Below are 15800 nucleotides of genomic sequence, written 5' to 3'. Positions count from 1 at the left end.
ACTGGATTCTGTTTCACTGTCGAGTGACCGGTCTGCGCGCATGAGAGTCCTCGACCCTCGGCCCTCGGCCCTCGGCCCGATCCTGCAGCGGAGAGAGAGATACACCGCCGGGCTATCGACCTGCTGCCAGCGCTTCGCCCAGCGAGGGTTGCCAATGCCTGGGCTGGATTTGTCGACAGCGCGCCAGACGGCGTGTCTGGCATCGGCGAAGCGCCTGGCATCCCAGGGTTCATCCTGGCCGCGGGGTTTTCCGGCCACGGTTTCGGTATCGGCCCCGGCGCGGGCCATCTCATCGGCGATCTGGTCACGGGTGCCGCCCCGATCTTCGATCCCATGCCGTATCGACCGGAGCGATTTAGCAGTCGGCATGGGGCAAGGTGGCTACTTTCAGGATCGCCTGAAACAAACGGCAGTGAGGCCGATGCGGCAACCTCAAGGGTTGTCGCGCCGCGCGCTCCTCAGATCATGGCAAATCCACCCGATGCCCCGATCGTTTGACCGGTGACGAACAACGCGCGCTCGGAAGCGAGGAATGCCACGAGCCCGGACACATCGTCCGGCCTGGACAGCCGTCCCAGGCCCTTGGAGATCGGATAGAGGTTCACCATCTTCGCGAGCAGTTCGTTGTTCTGAATCGTCGCATCCGGATGCAACGGCCCATCCTTGATACCTTCATGCGAAACCGCACCAAGGGCAATGGAATTGACAGTGATCGCGTGCCGTCCATGCTCGCGCGCCAGCGCCTTGGCGAAGCCCGCAATGGCGGCCTTCGCGCCGGAATAGACGGCCATGTTCGCTTCGCCGATGCGGCCTGCCTCCGAGATGATGTTCACGATCCGGCCTCCTTTGGCGGCCACCATGCCGGGCAGCACGGCATGGCAGCAATGGAAGGTGCCGTAGACGTTGAGGTTGACGATCTTGGCCCAGTCGGCCACCGGCATGTCGACGAAGGCCGGCGTGCGCCCGCCCTTCTCGCGCCGCTCGGGAATGATGCCGGCGTTGTTCACGAGGATCTGCACGGGCGCGTCGAAGTGCCGCGCGGCGGCCTCGACCATGGCGTGCACCTGATCTGCCTGCGTGATGTCGGCGGGCGCGGCCAGCGCCTTGCCGCCCTGCGCCTCGATCTCGCGGGCCACGGCCTGCGCCCTTTCGGGGAACAGGTCGTTGACCACGACACGCGCGCCTTCGCGGGCGAGTTCGATGCAGATCTGCCGGCCCACGCCCTGGCCGCCGCCGGTCACCAGCGCGACCTGTGAGTCCAAACCGAGTTTCATATGTGTTTCCTTGCTTGCTTTTGAATGGATGGGGGATGCGAGGGGGGTTCAGCGCCCCTGGAACACGGGCTTGCGCTTCTCGACGAAGGCGCGCATGCCTTCCTTGCGGTCCTCGCTGTCCACCAGCAGGGCCGCGGCATAGCGCTCGTACTCGAGGCCGCTGTCCAGGTCGGTTTGCATGCCGCGGTTGACAGCCCGCTTGACGAAGCGCACCGCCAGCGGCGGCATCTCGCCGATCTGCTGCGCGAGCGCGATGGCGGCCGGCAGCAGCTCGGCGCCGGGCAGCACCTGCGTGACCAGGCCGTAGTCCAGGGCCTTGGCAGCATCGATCTGGGCGGCCGTGAACATCAGCGCCTTAGCGCGCGCCTCGCCGATCAGGCGCGGCAGCCGCTGCGTGCCGCCGGCTGCGGGGATCACGCCCAGCCGCACCTCCGGAAGGCCCAGGCGCGCATGGTCGGCGGCCAGCCGCAGGTCGCAGCACAGGGCCAGTTCGAGGCCGCCGCCGAGCGCGACGCCGTTGATCGCCGCGATGGTCGGCTTCTCGAACTCCTCGATGCCGCGGAACAGGTCGTGCGTCGCCTTCTGCGCGACGAAGAAGTCGGCGGCGCAGATCTGATGGTCGGCGCGCTCCTTGATGTCGGCGCCGGCACAGAAGGCCCGCTCGCCGGCGCCCGTGAGCACCACCGCGCGCACGCGCTGGTCGGCGCGGGCCAGTTCGAAGAATGCATGGGCCAGGTCGGGCTTCATCGTGCCGCCCAGCGTGTTCATGCGGTCCGGCCGGTTTAGCGTCACGACGGCCACGTGCCCCTCGACGCGGTAGGTAAGCGTCGGCAGGTCGACGTGGTCGGGCCAGGTGTTTTCAGACATGGTGTTTCCTTCGTTTTCTTGCGCTGTCATGCCGTGGCGCGGGAAAGGACGTGCGCGATGGCCACAGACCCGAGCCCGATCATGTGGGCCATGCCCCAGCCGGCACCTTCGTGCTGCCGGTCGCCGGCCTCGCCGCGAAGCTGTCGCGTGATCTCCGCGATCTGGCCGATGCCCGTCGGCCCCAGCGGGTGGCCCATGCCGATCAGACCGCCCGACGCGTTGATCGCGCAGCGCCCGCCGATCTGCGAGTCGCCGCGCAGCAGGTACGCGGCCCCCTCGCCCGGCTCGCACACGCCGATGGCTTCGCTGTAGAGCAGTTCCTCCACCGAAAAGGCGTCGTGCAGTTCCAGCAGGTCCAGCCGGCTTGCGGGAATCGCCGCCTGCTCGAGCGCCGCGCGGGCGCTGGCGCGCACGAGGTCGACCGCCGCGGCGCCGTAGGAGGTTTCGGGTGTTTCGCTGCATGCGGTCGAGGCGCGCACGCGCACGCAGCGGGAAGCGTCCAGGCCGAGCCGGCGCAGCGCGCGGCCCGAGACGACGATCGCGGCCGCGGCACCCTCGCCGCGCGGGCAGCATTGCTGCACGGTCAGGTCGCCGGCCACGGCCGGCGAGGCGAGCACCTGTTCGAGGGTGCGCGGCTTGCGGAACTGCGCGAAGGGATTGCGCGAGGCGTTGCCATGGTTCTTCACAGCTACCTGCGCCATGGAGGCCGCGTCCGCGCCGCGTTCGCGCAGGTAGGTGCGGGCCATCATCGCGAACTTCACCGCGGGGACGTTGGCCGTCTCGCTCAGGCGGGCCAGCCCCTCCTTGTCGGCTGCGCGCCGGGCGTCGCCGTGCTTGTCCACGCCCACCGCCAGCACCACGTCACTGACGCCGCGCGCCACCTCCATGCACGCCTGCCGGAAGGCGAAGGAGCCCGATGCCGAGGCATTCTCGACCTGGGTGACCGCCAGGCCGCTCGAGCCGAGGTGCCGCAGCATCACCCGCCCGGCCGCCATGCCGATGGAGGTCGTGCCCACGTAGGCGCTGTTCACCTGCGGCCAGGCCAGGCCCGCGTCCGCCAGCGCGGCGCGCACCGCGGCCAGGCCCAGGTGCGTGTAGGGCGTCTCGCTCGGGAACTGGTATGCGTGCATGCCGATGCCCGCGACGTACACGCCTTCGTTGTCGTCGATCCAGTTGCTCATCGCGCCGCTCCCTCTGCCGCAACGAAGCGGCAGGCGAAGGTTTCGCCGCCGGGCTGCGCGACAGCGACGGCGCGCAGCACCATGCCGACGCGCAGGGCCGACTCGTCCGATCCGGCGATCACGCCCTCCTCGACGAGCCCGTCCTCGATGAGGATGTCGGCGGCGATGCGGGGCACGTCCATGCCGGGCAGCAGCGGCACGTGCAGGGTCACGTACTCCAGCAGCTTGCCGCCGCCGGGGCGCGCGAGCTTCTCGGCGCCTTGCAGCGGATCGCCGCAGTGGCTGCAGCCGGGCACGTTGGCGGGAAAGACGAGCTTGCGGCACGTCGGACATTGCGCGAAGAGGAACTCCAGCGACTCGCCGTCGGGCGCGAGCTGGTAGAGCGTCGGATGCTGTGGCTGCAGGCCACGTAGGTCAGTGGTCATAGAAACGGATTTCCCGGTTGTAAAAAAAGGGGCTGTGGTGGGGGCGCGCGTGCTACTCCAGTCTGGCGCCGGAGCTCTGCACTACCTCGCGCCAGCGCGTCATCTCGGACTTGACGAAGGCGTCGAGCTTCTCGCCGCGCATGCCGCGCATCGGCACGCTGCCGAACTTCTCGGTGGCGGCCAGGAGCTCGGGGTTCACGATGCCTTCCGCCATGGCATCGGCCAGGCGCTTGACGATGGGCGCGGGCGTCTTCGAGGAGACGAACATGGCGCCCCATGCGCTGGACTCGGCGCCGGGGTAGCCCAGCTCGCCGATGGTCGGCAAATCGGGCGCACTGCTGAGGCGCGATTTGCCGGTCACGGCCAGCGCCTTGAGCTTGCCCGCCTGCACGAAGGGCAGCACCACGGCCGCGTAGTCGAAGGCCAGGTCCAGGTTGCCGGCGATCAGGTCGGTCAAGGCCGGGCTGCTGCCCTTGTAGGGCACGTGCGTCATCTTGATGCCCGCAGTCGTCTGGAAGAGCTCCGCCGTCAGGTGCGTCGCCGTGCCCGCGCCCGCCGAGCCGAAGTTGAGCTTGCCGGGGTTCTGTTTGGCGTACGCCACCAGCTCGGGCACCGTCTTGAACGGCTTGTTCGGGTTGATGACCAGGATCAGCGGCGACTCCGACATGCCGTGCACGGCCTTGAAGTCCTTGACCGGGTCGTAGCGCACGTTCTTGTAGAGCGCGAGGTTGGCCGCATGCGTGCCTTGCGTGCCGTAGATCAGCGTGTAGCCGTCGGCAGGCTGGCGCACCGCGTATTCGACACCGATGGAGCCGCCCGCGCCGGGCCGGTTGTCGACGATCACCTGCTGCCCGAGCTTGTCGCCCAGCTTCTGTGCGAGCAGGCGCGAGGTGCTGTCGGTGATGCCGCCAGGCGGAAACGGCACGACGAAGGTCAGCGGCCTGGACGGCCAGCCGTCGGCTTCGCCGGCCGCATGCACGGCGGTGGAAAGGAGGAGCGCGCCGCTGACCGAGGCGAGGGCTTTGAGGAAGGTTTTCAAGGGTTGTCTCCGGGTTTTGTGACGCGATTCGATTGCGTTTTTTCTACGAATAGACGTAGACTACTTCAACCAGTCGTTGTTTGGCAACCGTGTTTTCTGCATCTTCAAGGCATTTCTTCAGCAGCAATCCCTCGCAAACGCATGATTCCCATCGCTATGATCGATAACTTCTACGACCTATCGGAGGATTCATGCCAACCATCGTTCCTGCGGCCGCCCGCACAATGACCTTGCTGGAAGTCTTTGCACGCGAGAAGCGCGAGCTGTCCAACTCGGACCTGGCCCGCCTCATGGACCTGCCCGAGAGCAGCTGCTCCGACCTGCTGCACACGCTGCACGAGCTGGGCTATCTGCTGCGCACCGCGCGCAGCCGGCGCTTCTATCCAACGGCGCGCCTGTTGGCAGTGGCCAGGGAAATCTCCGCCAGCGACCCCCTGTACGCCGTGGGTGCCGAGGCGTGCGAACTGCTGCGCGACCGCACCGGCGAAACCGGCCTGTGCGGCAGGCTGGAGAACGGCGTCGTGAAGATCATCGCCCTGAGCGAGGGCCGGCACGCACTGCGCTACATGCAGCATGTGGGCGACAAGCTGGCGCTGCACGTCTCCGCCCTGGGCAAGGCGATCCTTGCGATCGGCACACCGGAAGAGGCCGCGCGGCAGCTGCGCCTGAAGCCGCTGCGCGCGCTGGCCTCCGGCACGCTCACCGATCTGGCCGCCCTGGAAGCGCAGGTGGAACGCGCACGCGAACAGGGCTGGATCTGGATCGAGAACGAAGGCAGCGAAGGGCTGACCGCCGTCGCCGTGGCCGGCCAGATCGGCGGCGAGACGCTGGCCCTGTCGGTGGCCGGGCTCACCCATCGCATGCGCGACCAGCGCGAGCGCTGCCTCGAGGCGCTGCAGGAGGTCAAGGCGATCGTCTTTCGCAAGCAGGCCGCCGCCGAGGGCACGGTGCGCGAGCAGCAGCAGCCATCGCCCGCTTCTTCTGCCACTTCATCTTCCCGCCGCAGCACCAAGGCCTTGCCTCCCGCAGAGCCTTGAGCGCCGCTCATCTTCACTTTCAAACAGGAGACAACGTGTACACCCAGACTGCAGAACAAGCCATGCTGCGCGACAGCATCCGCCGCTTCATGAAGAGCGAGGTCGCGCCCATCGTCGCGCGCCACGACCAGGACAAGACCTTTCCCTTCGAGCTGCTCAAGCCACTGTCGGAGTTCGGCTACCTGGGCGGTCGCTTGCCGGAAGAAGAAGGCGGCATGGGCCTGGACCAGCTCACCTGGGCGATGCTGATGGAAGAAGCGGGCTATGCCTGGCTGTCGCTGCGCACGATGCTCAACATCACCAACGCGGCGATCAACAAGCTCGCGGCCGAGGCCACGCCCGCGCAGAAGGAGCGCTTCCTCAAGCCGCTGCTGAACAACGAGCGCCGCTGCTTCAGCGCCATCAGCGAGCCGGGCACGGGCTCCAACATCGCGCAGGTGCAGACCCGCGCCGACCTGCAGGGCGACCACTACGTGCTCAACGGCCGCAAGCTGTGGATCACGAACGGCGCCTTCGGCGACTTCGGCATCGTCGTGGCGCGCACCTTCAGCCCCGACTGCCAGGGCCAGCTCTCCACCTTCCTGGTCGAGCGCGATGTCTCGCCCTACGAGATGCGGCGCGTCGACACGATGGTGCTGCGCAGCACCGGCACGGCCGAGCTGGGCTTCGACAACGTCAAGGTGCCGCGCGAGAACCTGCTGGGCGAGGAAGGCAACGCGCTCAAGAAGATGCTGATCGGCCTGGACAGCGCGCGCGTGAACATCGCCATGGGCGCCGTGGGCGCCGCGCAGTCGGCGCTGGACCTTTCCATCGACTACGCGCGCACGCGCACGCAGTTCGGCAAGCCCATCGGCAGCTTCCAGCTGGTGCAGAAGCTGATCGTCGACATGACGATCCGCGTGGAGGCCGCACGCGCGCTGGGGCTGCGCGCCGCCGCCGCGCTCGACTCGGGCCACGACGCGCGCACGGCCGCCTCCATCGCCAAGCTCTACGCCACCGAGGCCGCCCACGAGGTGGCCAGCATGGCGCTGCAGGTGCACGGCGGCCTGGGCTATGCCACCGACTACCCGATCGAGCGGATCTTCCGCGACACCCGCGGCGGGACCATCCCCGAAGGCACGACCGAAGTGCAGACGCTGATCGTCGGGCGCGAGATCCTCGGCATCTCGGCCATCGCCTGAACGCCGCGGGAGTCGCACAGCATGACCCAACCGGCCTTCAGCACAGACCTGTCACGCCTCATCCATCCGCGTTCCATCGCGCTGGTCGGCGCCTCCGAGCGGCCGCAGAGCATCGGCGGACGCACCCTGAGCAATCTGCTCGACCATTCGAAGATCGACGGGGAGCTCTACCTGGTCAACCCCACCAGGAGCGAACTGCGCGGCCATCGCTGCTGGCCCAGCATCGCCTCGCTGCCGCAGACGCCCGATGTCGTCGTCATCGCGGTGCCCGCATCGGGCGTCATCGCGGTGATGGAGGAATGCGCGGCCAGGCGCGTGCCCTTCGCCATCATCCTCACCTCCGGCTTCGGCGAGGCGGGCGCCGAGGGCGAGCGGGCGCAGGCCCGGCTCAAGGAAATCGCCGAGCAGGCCGGCATGCGCATCTACGGCCCGAACTGCCCGGGACTGACCAACGTCAACCAACGCCTGGGCATGACCTTCTCGCCGTCGTTCCCGCACGACCTGGTCAAGGGTCCGATCGGCCTGGCCACGCAAGGCGGCGGCCTGGGGCGCAACGTGATGCAGGCCATGGAGCGCGGCATCGGCATCGGCCTGTGGGCCTCCACCGGCAACGAGGTGGACCTGCAGGTGGCGGACTTCATCCACTACATGGCGACCGCGCCCGACATCAAGGTGATCGTGACGCTGCTCGAGGGCATCAAGGACGGCCCGCGCTTCCTGGCCGCGCTGCAGTGCGCGGCGGACAACGGCAAGCCGGTCATCGCGCTGAAGGTCGGCAAGTCTGAGTACGGCCAGCGCGCCGCGCAGTCGCACACCGCCTCGCTGACGGGTTCGGCCGAGGTCAACAGCGCTGTGTTCCGCCAGTACGGCGTGATCGAGGTCGACGACATCGACGAGCTGGTGGACACGGCCTGGCTCTTCGCGCGCGCCATGCCGGGCGAGCGCGAGGCGATCGGCGTCTACTGCTCGTCGGGCGGCACCACGGCGCTGACGGCCGATGCGGTGGGAACGGCCGGGCTCACGCTGGCCGAGTTCGCTCCCGAGACCACCGCGCTGCTTCGCAGCAAGCTGCCCGACTACGCGGCGATCAACAACCCGGTCGACACGACCGCCGCCGTGCTCAGCGACGCCGACCTCATCGAAAGCACGCTGGGCGCGGTCGCCGCGGACCCCAACACGGGCTGCGTGGTCACGCCGATCGCGCTGGACTACGGCGAGACCACCATCCGCATGGCGCAGACCATCATCGCCGCGCAGAAGCGCGTGCGCAGCCCCATCGTGCCGATCTGGATGAGCGACCGGATGGGCGAGGGCTACCGCATGCTGGTCGAGGCCGGCTTCGCGCCGCCACGCTCGGTCGGCAAGGCGATCGCCGCGATCCGGCGCTGGACCGAATGGGGCCGCTGGCACCGCAGCGCAGCGGGCCGCCCGTCGCGCCGTCTTCCGGCCGCCGTGCCGGCGGTGCAAGGCGAGGTGCGCAGCCTCTCGGAGCTGCAGGCGAAGGCCCTGCTGGCAAAGGCCGGCATCCCGCTGCTGCCCGTGGCCGTGGCCCGCACCCGGGAAGAGGCGCGCCGGATCGCCGACGGCATGGGCTACCCGGTGGTCGCGAAGATCGCCAGCCCGGACATCCTGCACAAGTCGGACATCGGCGGCGTGCGGGTGGGCGCCGCCGACGGCGCGCAGGTGGAACTGGCGTGGGACGACATCATGGCCTCGGCCAAACACCACAAGCCTGATGCCGCCATCGACGGCCTGCTGATCGAGAAGATGGCTCCGGGCGGCGGCGTCGAGCTCATGGCCGGCGTCACGCGCGACCCGGTGTTCGGTCATGTGATGACCTTCGGCCTGGGCGGGGTCTACGTGGAGATCCTGCGCGACGTCACGCGCCGGCTGCTGCCGCTGAGCCCCGAAGATGCCGCATCGATGGTGCGCGAGATGCGCTGCTTCCCCGTGCTCGACGGTGCGCGCGGCCGCCCCCTGGCCGACGTGGCCGCACTGGAGCGTCTGCTGCTGGGTGTGTCGGAGTTCGTGACGGCGAACGCGGCGCGCATCGAGGAGATGGACCTCAACCCGATCTGGGTCGGCGCGCGAGGCGAAGGCGCGCTGCCGCTGGATGCGGTGATCGTGGAGCGGGGCGCGGCATGAGCGCGGCCGCGCCGCTCACGGGCATCACCGTGCTCGACTTCAGCGAACTGCTGCCGGGCCCCTTCTTCACGCAGAACCTGGCGGAGATGGGTGCGCGCGTCATCAAGATCGAGCGCCCGCCCGGCGGCGACAACGCGCGGCGCATGGGGCCGGGCGGCTTCGAGGCGGTCAACCGGGGCAAGCTCAGCCTGCTGGCCGACCTCAAGGACGAGGCGCAGCGCGCCCGCGTGCACGAGCTCGTGGCGCAGGCCGACGTGCTGGTGGAGTCGTACCGCCCCGGCGTGATGGCGCGCCTGGGCCTGGACTACGCCAGCCTGCGCGAGCGCTTTCCGCGCCTCGTGTACGTCTCGCTCAGCGGCTATGGGCAGGAGGGGCCGTGGGCGCAGCTGCCAGGCCACGACATCAACTACCTCGCCGTGGCGGGGGCGCTCGCGGTCTCGGGCGAACCCGATGGCCCGCCCACGCAGAACTTCGGTCTGCCGGTGGCGGATCTGTGCGGCTCGATGTATGCGCTGTCGTCCACGCTGGCGGCGCTGCTGCAGCGCGAACGCACGGGCCGGGGCCAGCACCTGGACGTGGCGCTGGCCGACTGCGTGCTGCACTGGATGAACCCGCGCCTGGGCGCCTACCGCGCCGACGGCGCGGGCAGCCTCGAGCGCCAGCGCGCGTCCACGCAGCTGAAACCCGCGTACGGAAGCTTCCGCTGCCGCGACGCTCAGTACCTGAGCGTCGCGGCGCTGGAAGACCATTTCTGGGCGCGCCTTTGCAAGGTGCTGGACATGGGCGACTTCGCAGGCGAGACCTACCGGACGCTGGGCGCGCGCAAGAAGCAGGCCGAGGCCATCAACGACCGCATCGCCCAGCAGCTCACCGGTCGCGATTCGGCCGAGGCCTTCGAGACGCTGGCGCGCAACGACCTGCCCGTCGCGCCCGTGGTCGCGCCCGGCGAACTGGCCGCCCTGCCGCAGTTCGCGGGGCGCGGCCTGATCAACGGCACGCAGCCGCTGTCACTGGTGCGCTTCCCCGTGCCGCTCGCGGGCGTCGATCCGTCGGCGCTCGGCGACGCGCCCGGCCTCGACAACGCACGGCAGCTGCTGCTGTGAGCCAGCCACCGCTGCCCACGCGGCTGACGAGGCTTTTCGGCCTCGCCTACCCCATCCTCGGCGGCGGGCTGATGTGGCTCTCGGACGCCCGCTACGTGGGGACGCTCACCAACGCAGGCTGCATGGGCTTCATCACCCCGCGCTCCTTCGACGGCGAGGCCGCGCTGCGCGAGCAGCTGCGGCGCTGCAGCGAGATCACCGGGGGCCGCGCCTTCGGCGTCAACCTCACGCTTTCGGCGCGCCCGCAGGCCAACACCGGCGTGCGGGCCTCGCTGGAAACCGCGCTGGATCATGGCGTGCGCCACTTCGAGACCGCCGGCTATGCGCCGGACGCGTTGATCCAGGCCATCCACGCAGCCAGCGGCATCGTGATCCACAAGGCATCGAGCGTGCGGCACGCCCTCGCCGCCCAGGCGGCCGGCGCCGACGCGGTCGCGCTGGTCGGCATGGAGGAAGGCGGGCACCCCGGCGCCAACGAGCTGCCCACCATGCTGATGGGCGCGCTGGCCGCGGCGCGCGGGCAGTTCCACATCCCGTTGGTGCTGGGCGGAGGCATCGGCCATGGCAGCCAGCTCGCCGCCGCGCTCGCGCTCGGCGCGGACGGCGTCCTCATGGGAAGCCGCTTCCTCGTGAGCGACGAGGTGTCAGCCCACGCCGCCTACAAGAACCACCTGCTGGGCTGCGACGAGCACAGCACCGTGCGCCTGCTGCACACGCTGGGCAACACCTGGCGCGTGCTGCGCAACGACACCGCCGCGCAGGTCGACGCCGTCGAGCGTGCCGGCGCAGCGGACCACGCCGCCTTCGGCGCCCTGCTCGACAGCCGCGTGGCGCGCGACCGCTGCTATGGCGACGGCGACTGGCGCGGCGGCATGCTCTCGCTCGGCCCGGCCATCGGCTTCGCCACGCGCACCGAGCCGCTCGCCGCGATCGTCGAAGACCTCATCCGCCAAGCACGCGCTGCCGTGGCGCACCTGAACGAATCCACCGCACTGCAATGACCCAAGCACTTCCCTTCCTCGACCGCCTGGCCCTGCCCCTCATCGCCGCGCCCATGCTGCGGGTCTCGGGCATCGACTGGGTGTCCGCCGTCTGCGCGGCGGGCGTGATCGGCGCCTTTCCGACGGCCAACTGCCAGACCCTCGACGAGTTCGACGCCTGGCTCACTCGCCTGGATGAAGAAGCCGCCGCTGCGCCCTGGCGCACGGCGCCCTACTGCCCCAACCTCATCATGCGGCGCGACCCAGCGCGGGTGATGGCCGAGGTCGAGCTGATCACGCGGCACCGCGCGCAGCTCGTCATCACCAGCGTGGGTTCGCCCGCCGCCGTGGTGCCGCGCCTCCACGACGGCGGCTGCCGCGTGTTCGCGGACGTGGCCTCGCTGCACCATGCGGTGCGCGCCATCGAGTCGGGCGTGGACGGCCTCGTGCTACTCACCGCGGGTGCGGGCGGGCACACCGGCTGGGCGAACCCCTTCGCCTTCGTGCGCGCGGTGCGCGACGTGTTCGACGGGCCCATCGCGCTCGCCGGCGGCCTGTCGGACGGGGTGGCCCTGCGCGCCGCAAGAGAGCTCGGCTGCGACCTCGGCATCATGGGCACCCGCTTCATCGCCACGCAGGAGAGCCTGGCGAGCGACGAGTACCGGCGGATGCTGGTCGACAGCTCGATCGACGACGTGCTGCTCACGCGCGGCTTCACCGGCCTGCCCGCCAGCTTCCTTGCGCCGTCGGCACGGCGGCTGGGTATCGACATCTCGACGCTCAACGAGAGCATTTCGGTGGAGGAAGCGAGAAGACGCTACGGCGGCGGCGCCAATGCGGCGCCCAGCCAGCGCTGGACCGACATCTGGAGCGGGGGGCATTCGGTGTCCGGCGTGCGCGCCGTGCCGACGGTCGCCGAACTGGTGGACGCGCTCGGCCGGGAGTACCGTGGCACCTCGACGACCTGACCGCTCCTAGGCCGACGCGGGCGCGGCCACCGAGTCGCGCTCCACGTAGCGCAGCCCGACGCGGGCCTTGCGTTGAGGCAACCCGTTGTCGGCGATCCGGGTGAGCAGCAGGTCGACCAGGCAACGCGCGGTCTCGGCCTGGTCGATGTCGAGCACGCTCACCGCCGGGTCGTGCTCGGCGGCGAAGGGCGTGTCGCCGATGGCGACCACCGAGATGTCTCGCGGCACCTGGAGCCCGCGCGCGGCGATCGCGCGCAGCGCGCTGTTGAGCATGTGGGTGCCCTGCACGATGAGCGCTGTCGGCCGGTCCGGCCGCCCGAGCAGCTCGGTGACCTCCGCGTTGACCGATGCGGTGACGCTGCGCGCCTGCACCAGGAGATCAGGCACAGGCAGGCCCGCGGCCTGGAACGCCGTGCGAAAGCCCTGCACGCGGCGGCGCACCGGGCGCGTGTCGCCCTGCCAGAGCACGAGGGCGATGTCGCGATGCCCCAGGCCGAGCAGGCGCTCGACCACGCGCCGCACGCCGCCCGCGTGGTCGATGAGCACGGCGTCATGGGCGCCGCTGACCTCGCGGTCGAACACGACGGCCGGCATCGGCAGCACCCGCAGCGCCTCCACCAGCGCCGCGTTGCGCTCGTTGCCGGGCGCGAGGATCACGCCGTCCATGCCGCGCTGTGTGAACGTTCCCAGCGCCTTCGTCTCGCGCTCGACGTCGTTGGCTCCGTTGGCCAGCAGCAGCAGGTAGTCGCGCCGCAGGAACTCGTCCTCCAGCGCGCGGAACACCTGCGCATACAGCGGGTTCGAGATGTCGGGCAGCAGGCACCCCACGGTGCGGCTGAGCCGCGAACGCAGCACCCGCGCCGCGTGGTTGGGGCGGTAGCCCAGCGCCGCCGCCGCCTGGTTGACCTTCTCCTGCGTGGCCGCCGAGGCGCCGGCGCCGTTCATCGCCCGCGACGCGCTGCCCAGCGAGACACCCGCCAGGCGCGCCACGTCGCGCAGATCGATCTTCTGTTTTCCTGCATTCATTCGGATGGGCATTCCCTGTCTGGCAAGACGATGGGGTGCATCTTAGGTGACAGCGAGCGAGGGTTTTCACCATTTCGGAAACGTTTCCAAAATCGAACCATGAGCGCACCAAACGCCGAAGAAGGAAACATGCATGACATCGCCAGCCATCCAGCCCGGACTCCAGCTTTTCGCTGAAACACTGGGCGACCTCCGGCCCTCAGCGGGACGCCTCGAGCAGCGGCGCATCCTGGTGGTGGGTGCGGGCCAGCGCGACATCGACGACCCCGATCCGCCCGTGGGCAACGGACGGGCGATCTCCCTGCTGTTCGCCCACGAGGGCGCGACGCTGACCTGTGTCGACATCAACCCCGCCGCGCTGCAGCGGACCTGCGACCTGGTGCGCGCATCGGGCGCGACGGCTCATGCCGAGGTGGTCGACGTGTCGCAGCCGGACGCGGCCGCCTCGACCGTGGAGCGCGCGGTGCAGAAGATGGGCGGACTCGACGGCCTCGTGATGGTGGTGGGCGTGGCCAGCGGCCTGTCGCTGGACAACCAGACCGCCGAAGCCTGGGACCGCGAGCACGCCACCAACGTGCGCTCGTGCATGCTGTTCGGGCAGCAGGCATTGCGGCACATGGCGCCCGGCGGCTCCATCGTGCTGCTGTCGTCGATCGCCGCGCTGCGCAATTCCAGCTTCAATCCGGCCTACGAAACGACCAAGGCCGCCCAGGTGTCGCTGGCGCGCTCGATCGCGATGGCGGGACAGGCCAAGGGCGTGCGCTGCAACAGCATCCTGCCCGGCCTGATGGACACGCCCATCGGCCGCGCGGCGACGCGTCGCAGGTCCGACCGCCTCGCGATGCCGCTGCCTTTCGGCCGCCAAGGCACCGGCTGGGAGGTGGCCTACGCGGCCCTGTTCCTGATGTCGCACGAAGCCTCCTACGTGAACGGCCATGCACTGGTCGTCGATGGCGGCCTGACCGGCGGCATCGCCGCGCCGCGCGCCTGAAAGCGACCATGCAGCCGCTGCAACGACGCCGATTCCTCCAGGCGGCCGCCTGCGCGGTCGCGGCGCCGCACCTGGGCGCCGCGATGGCGGCACGCAACGATGCCTACCCCAGCCGGCCCCTGCGCCTGATCGTGGGCTTTCCGGCGGGCGGCTCGGCCGACCAGTCCTCGCGCCGCCTGGCCGAACAGCTGGCCCGGCAGCTGGGCCAGCCGGTGATCGTCGACAACCGGCCGGGCGCCTCCGGAAACATCGCGGCCGTGGTCGCGGCGCGCAGCGCGCCCGATGGCTACACGCTCTTCTACGGCAGCAACGCGACCCACGCGATGAACGTCAGCCTCTATCCGAAGCTGGACTACGACCCGGTGAAGGACTTCGCGCCCATCGCGCTCGAAGGCAAGGTCTACAACGTGCTGTGCGTCAACCCGGCCTTCGAGGCGCGCGACCTCAAGAGCTTTCTCGCCATGGCCTCGGCGGCGCCCGGACGCATCGCGGTCGCCACGCCCGGGAACGCCACCAGCGGCGACCTGTCGCTGGTGCTGCTCAACCGAGCGGCCAGGATGCAGCTCGCGCACATCCCGTACAAGGGCAGCGCGCCAGCGCTCACCGACGTGCTTGGCGGGCAGGTGCCGGCGATCTTCGACAACGTGGCGGGCAACCTGGCGTACATCCGCAGCGAGAAGATCCGCCCGCTCGCAGTCACCTCGCGCAACCGGCTGCCACTGCTGCCGCAGGTGCCGACCTTCGAGGAACTGGGCCTGCCGGACTGCGTGATCGCGGCCTGGGGCGGTCTGTGGGCGCCCAGCGGCACGCCCGCACCAATCATCGACAGGCTCAACCAGGAAGTGAACCGGGCGCTGCAGACCCCTGCGGTGGCCGATCGCATGCGCGAACTGACCATCGAGCCCCAGGGCGGCACGCCCCAGGCGCTGGCCGACTTCGCGCGCAGTGAAACCCTCCGGTGGCGCGAGGTGATCCGCGCCGCCGCCATCCGACTCGACTGAGGAACCATGGCTCGCATTCCCTACTTCGACCTCGCCGAGGCGCCCCCGGAACTCCACGCATTGCTGGGCGGGCGCCCTCCACTCAACATCTACCGCATGGTCGCCCACGGCGGCGCCACCGCACAGGGCTTCCTGGCCCTGGGCTCCGGCATCCTGCGGCGCTCCTCGCTGCCGGTGTCGCTGCGCGAACTGGTGATCCTGCGCGTTGGCGCGCTGTGCGGCTCCAGCTACGAGGTGACCCAGCACCGGCGCGTGGCCGCCCAGGCGGGAGTGCCCGCCGTCAAGGTCGAGGCGGTGCTCGACCATCCGCAAGGCAGCGTGGCGAGGGAGCCGTTCGACGGCCTCGAATGCCGCGTGCTCGACTTCGCCGACGCCGTGGTGCGCCAGGTCAAGGCGCCGCGCGAGATGTTCGATGCGCTGGCCGCCGAGCTGCCGCACCAGCAGCTCATGGAGATCGTGATGACGATCGGCTACTACATGCTGGTGTGCCGCGTGCTCGAGAACTTCGAGGTCGACCTCGAAGGCAGCGACGTGCTGGCCGGCCACGCCCCGTGGGCCGAGATCCTCAGGCAGAACTGATCC

At 69.9% G+C, this 15800-nt stretch carries 15 protein-coding genes and 1 pseudogene; 10 read left to right on the top strand and 6 right to left on the bottom strand.

The window, feature by feature from the left end:
* Window positions 1-63: 63 nt before the first annotated feature.
* Window positions 64-401: pseudogene (locus ASD05_RS29790) on the top strand (NAD(P)/FAD-dependent oxidoreductase); the annotation flags it as partial.
* A gap of 57 nt (window positions 402-458) precedes the next feature.
* Here the strand turns inward: ASD05_RS29790 and ASD05_RS26145 are convergent.
* The 5 genes from ASD05_RS26145 to ASD05_RS26125 are packed head-to-tail and all read right to left on the bottom strand — an operon-like array spanning window position 459 to window position 4786.
* Window positions 459-1274, bottom strand: coding sequence for an SDR family NAD(P)-dependent oxidoreductase (locus tag ASD05_RS26145; protein WP_056598629.1), 816 nt, complete (start codon window positions 1272-1274; stop codon window positions 459-461).
* Between the two features lie 48 nt (window positions 1275-1322).
* Window positions 1323-2141: an enoyl-CoA hydratase/isomerase family protein gene (locus tag ASD05_RS26140; protein ID WP_056598829.1), complete on the bottom strand. Its 819-nt coding sequence runs from the start codon at window positions 2139-2141 to the stop codon at window positions 1323-1325.
* 26 nt (window positions 2142-2167) lie between these two features.
* Entirely contained in the window at window positions 2168-3322 is a 1155-nt protein-coding gene (locus ASD05_RS26135) for a thiolase family protein (protein ID WP_056598627.1), read from the bottom strand.
* Window positions 3319-3747, bottom strand: coding sequence for a Zn-ribbon domain-containing OB-fold protein (locus tag ASD05_RS26130; protein WP_056598624.1), 429 nt, complete (start codon window positions 3745-3747; stop codon window positions 3319-3321). Before ASD05_RS26130 ends, ASD05_RS26135 begins: the two co-directional genes overlap by 4 nt.
* Window positions 3748-3799: 52 nt before the next feature.
* Complete coding sequence (locus ASD05_RS26125; RefSeq protein WP_056598621.1) at window positions 3800-4786, bottom strand: Bug family tripartite tricarboxylate transporter substrate binding protein; 987 nt, start codon at window positions 4784-4786, stop codon at window positions 3800-3802.
* 191 nt (window positions 4787-4977) lie between these two features.
* Between ASD05_RS26125 and ASD05_RS26120 the strand changes: the two genes are divergently transcribed.
* The 6 genes from ASD05_RS26120 to ASD05_RS26095 are packed head-to-tail and all read left to right on the top strand — an operon-like array spanning window position 4978 to window position 12200.
* On the top strand, window positions 4978-5823 hold the full coding sequence (locus ASD05_RS26120) for an IclR family transcriptional regulator (RefSeq protein WP_056598618.1): 846 nt from the start codon (window positions 4978-4980) through the stop codon (window positions 5821-5823).
* Between the two features lie 35 nt (window positions 5824-5858).
* Complete coding sequence (locus ASD05_RS26115; protein ID WP_268810558.1) at window positions 5859-7004, top strand: acyl-CoA dehydrogenase family protein; 1146 nt, start codon at window positions 5859-5861, stop codon at window positions 7002-7004.
* Between the two features lie 21 nt (window positions 7005-7025).
* Entirely contained in the window at window positions 7026-9149 is a 2124-nt protein-coding gene (locus ASD05_RS26110) for an acetate--CoA ligase family protein (protein WP_056598615.1), read from the top strand.
* On the top strand, window positions 9146-10252 hold the full coding sequence (locus ASD05_RS26105; protein ID WP_056598612.1) for a CaiB/BaiF CoA transferase family protein: 1107 nt from the start codon (window positions 9146-9148) through the stop codon (window positions 10250-10252). The genes ASD05_RS26110 and ASD05_RS26105 overlap by 4 nt, the downstream gene beginning before the upstream one ends.
* Window positions 10249-11253 (top strand): NAD(P)H-dependent flavin oxidoreductase, encoded by a 1005-nt coding sequence (locus ASD05_RS26100; protein ID WP_056598609.1) that lies wholly within the window; start codon window positions 10249-10251, stop codon window positions 11251-11253. Before ASD05_RS26105 ends, ASD05_RS26100 begins: the two co-directional genes overlap by 4 nt.
* Window positions 11250-12200, top strand: coding sequence for an NAD(P)H-dependent flavin oxidoreductase (locus ASD05_RS26095; RefSeq protein WP_056598606.1), 951 nt, complete (start codon window positions 11250-11252; stop codon window positions 12198-12200). Before ASD05_RS26100 ends, ASD05_RS26095 begins: the two co-directional genes overlap by 4 nt.
* Before the next feature lie 6 nt (window positions 12201-12206).
* Here ASD05_RS26095 and ASD05_RS26090 read toward each other — a convergent pair whose 3' ends face one another.
* On the bottom strand, window positions 12207-13226 hold the full coding sequence (locus tag ASD05_RS26090; protein WP_056598603.1) for a substrate-binding domain-containing protein: 1020 nt from the start codon (window positions 13224-13226) through the stop codon (window positions 12207-12209).
* Window positions 13227-13359: 133 nt separating this feature from the next.
* Between ASD05_RS26090 and ASD05_RS26085 the strand changes: the two genes are divergently transcribed.
* The 3 genes from ASD05_RS26085 to ASD05_RS26075 are packed head-to-tail and all read left to right on the top strand — an operon-like array spanning window position 13360 to window position 15797.
* Window positions 13360-14217 (top strand): SDR family NAD(P)-dependent oxidoreductase, encoded by an 858-nt coding sequence (locus tag ASD05_RS26085; RefSeq protein WP_056598601.1) that lies wholly within the window; start codon window positions 13360-13362, stop codon window positions 14215-14217.
* A gap of 8 nt (window positions 14218-14225) precedes the next feature.
* A complete protein-coding gene (locus tag ASD05_RS26080; protein ID WP_056598598.1) occupies window positions 14226-15218 on the top strand; it encodes a Bug family tripartite tricarboxylate transporter substrate binding protein in 993 nt (330 codons plus the stop codon).
* Between the two features lie 6 nt (window positions 15219-15224).
* Window positions 15225-15797, top strand: coding sequence for a carboxymuconolactone decarboxylase family protein (locus tag ASD05_RS26075; protein WP_056598594.1), 573 nt, complete (start codon window positions 15225-15227; stop codon window positions 15795-15797).
* The last annotated feature ends 3 nt before the right edge of the window (window positions 15798-15800 follow it).

The sequence above is a fragment of the Variovorax sp. Root434 genome (assembly GCF_001426595.1).
Taxonomy (GTDB): domain Bacteria; phylum Pseudomonadota; class Gammaproteobacteria; order Burkholderiales; family Burkholderiaceae_C; genus Variovorax.
Note: the sequence above shows the minus strand (reverse complement) of the source record. Positions and strands in the feature narration are given on the sequence as shown.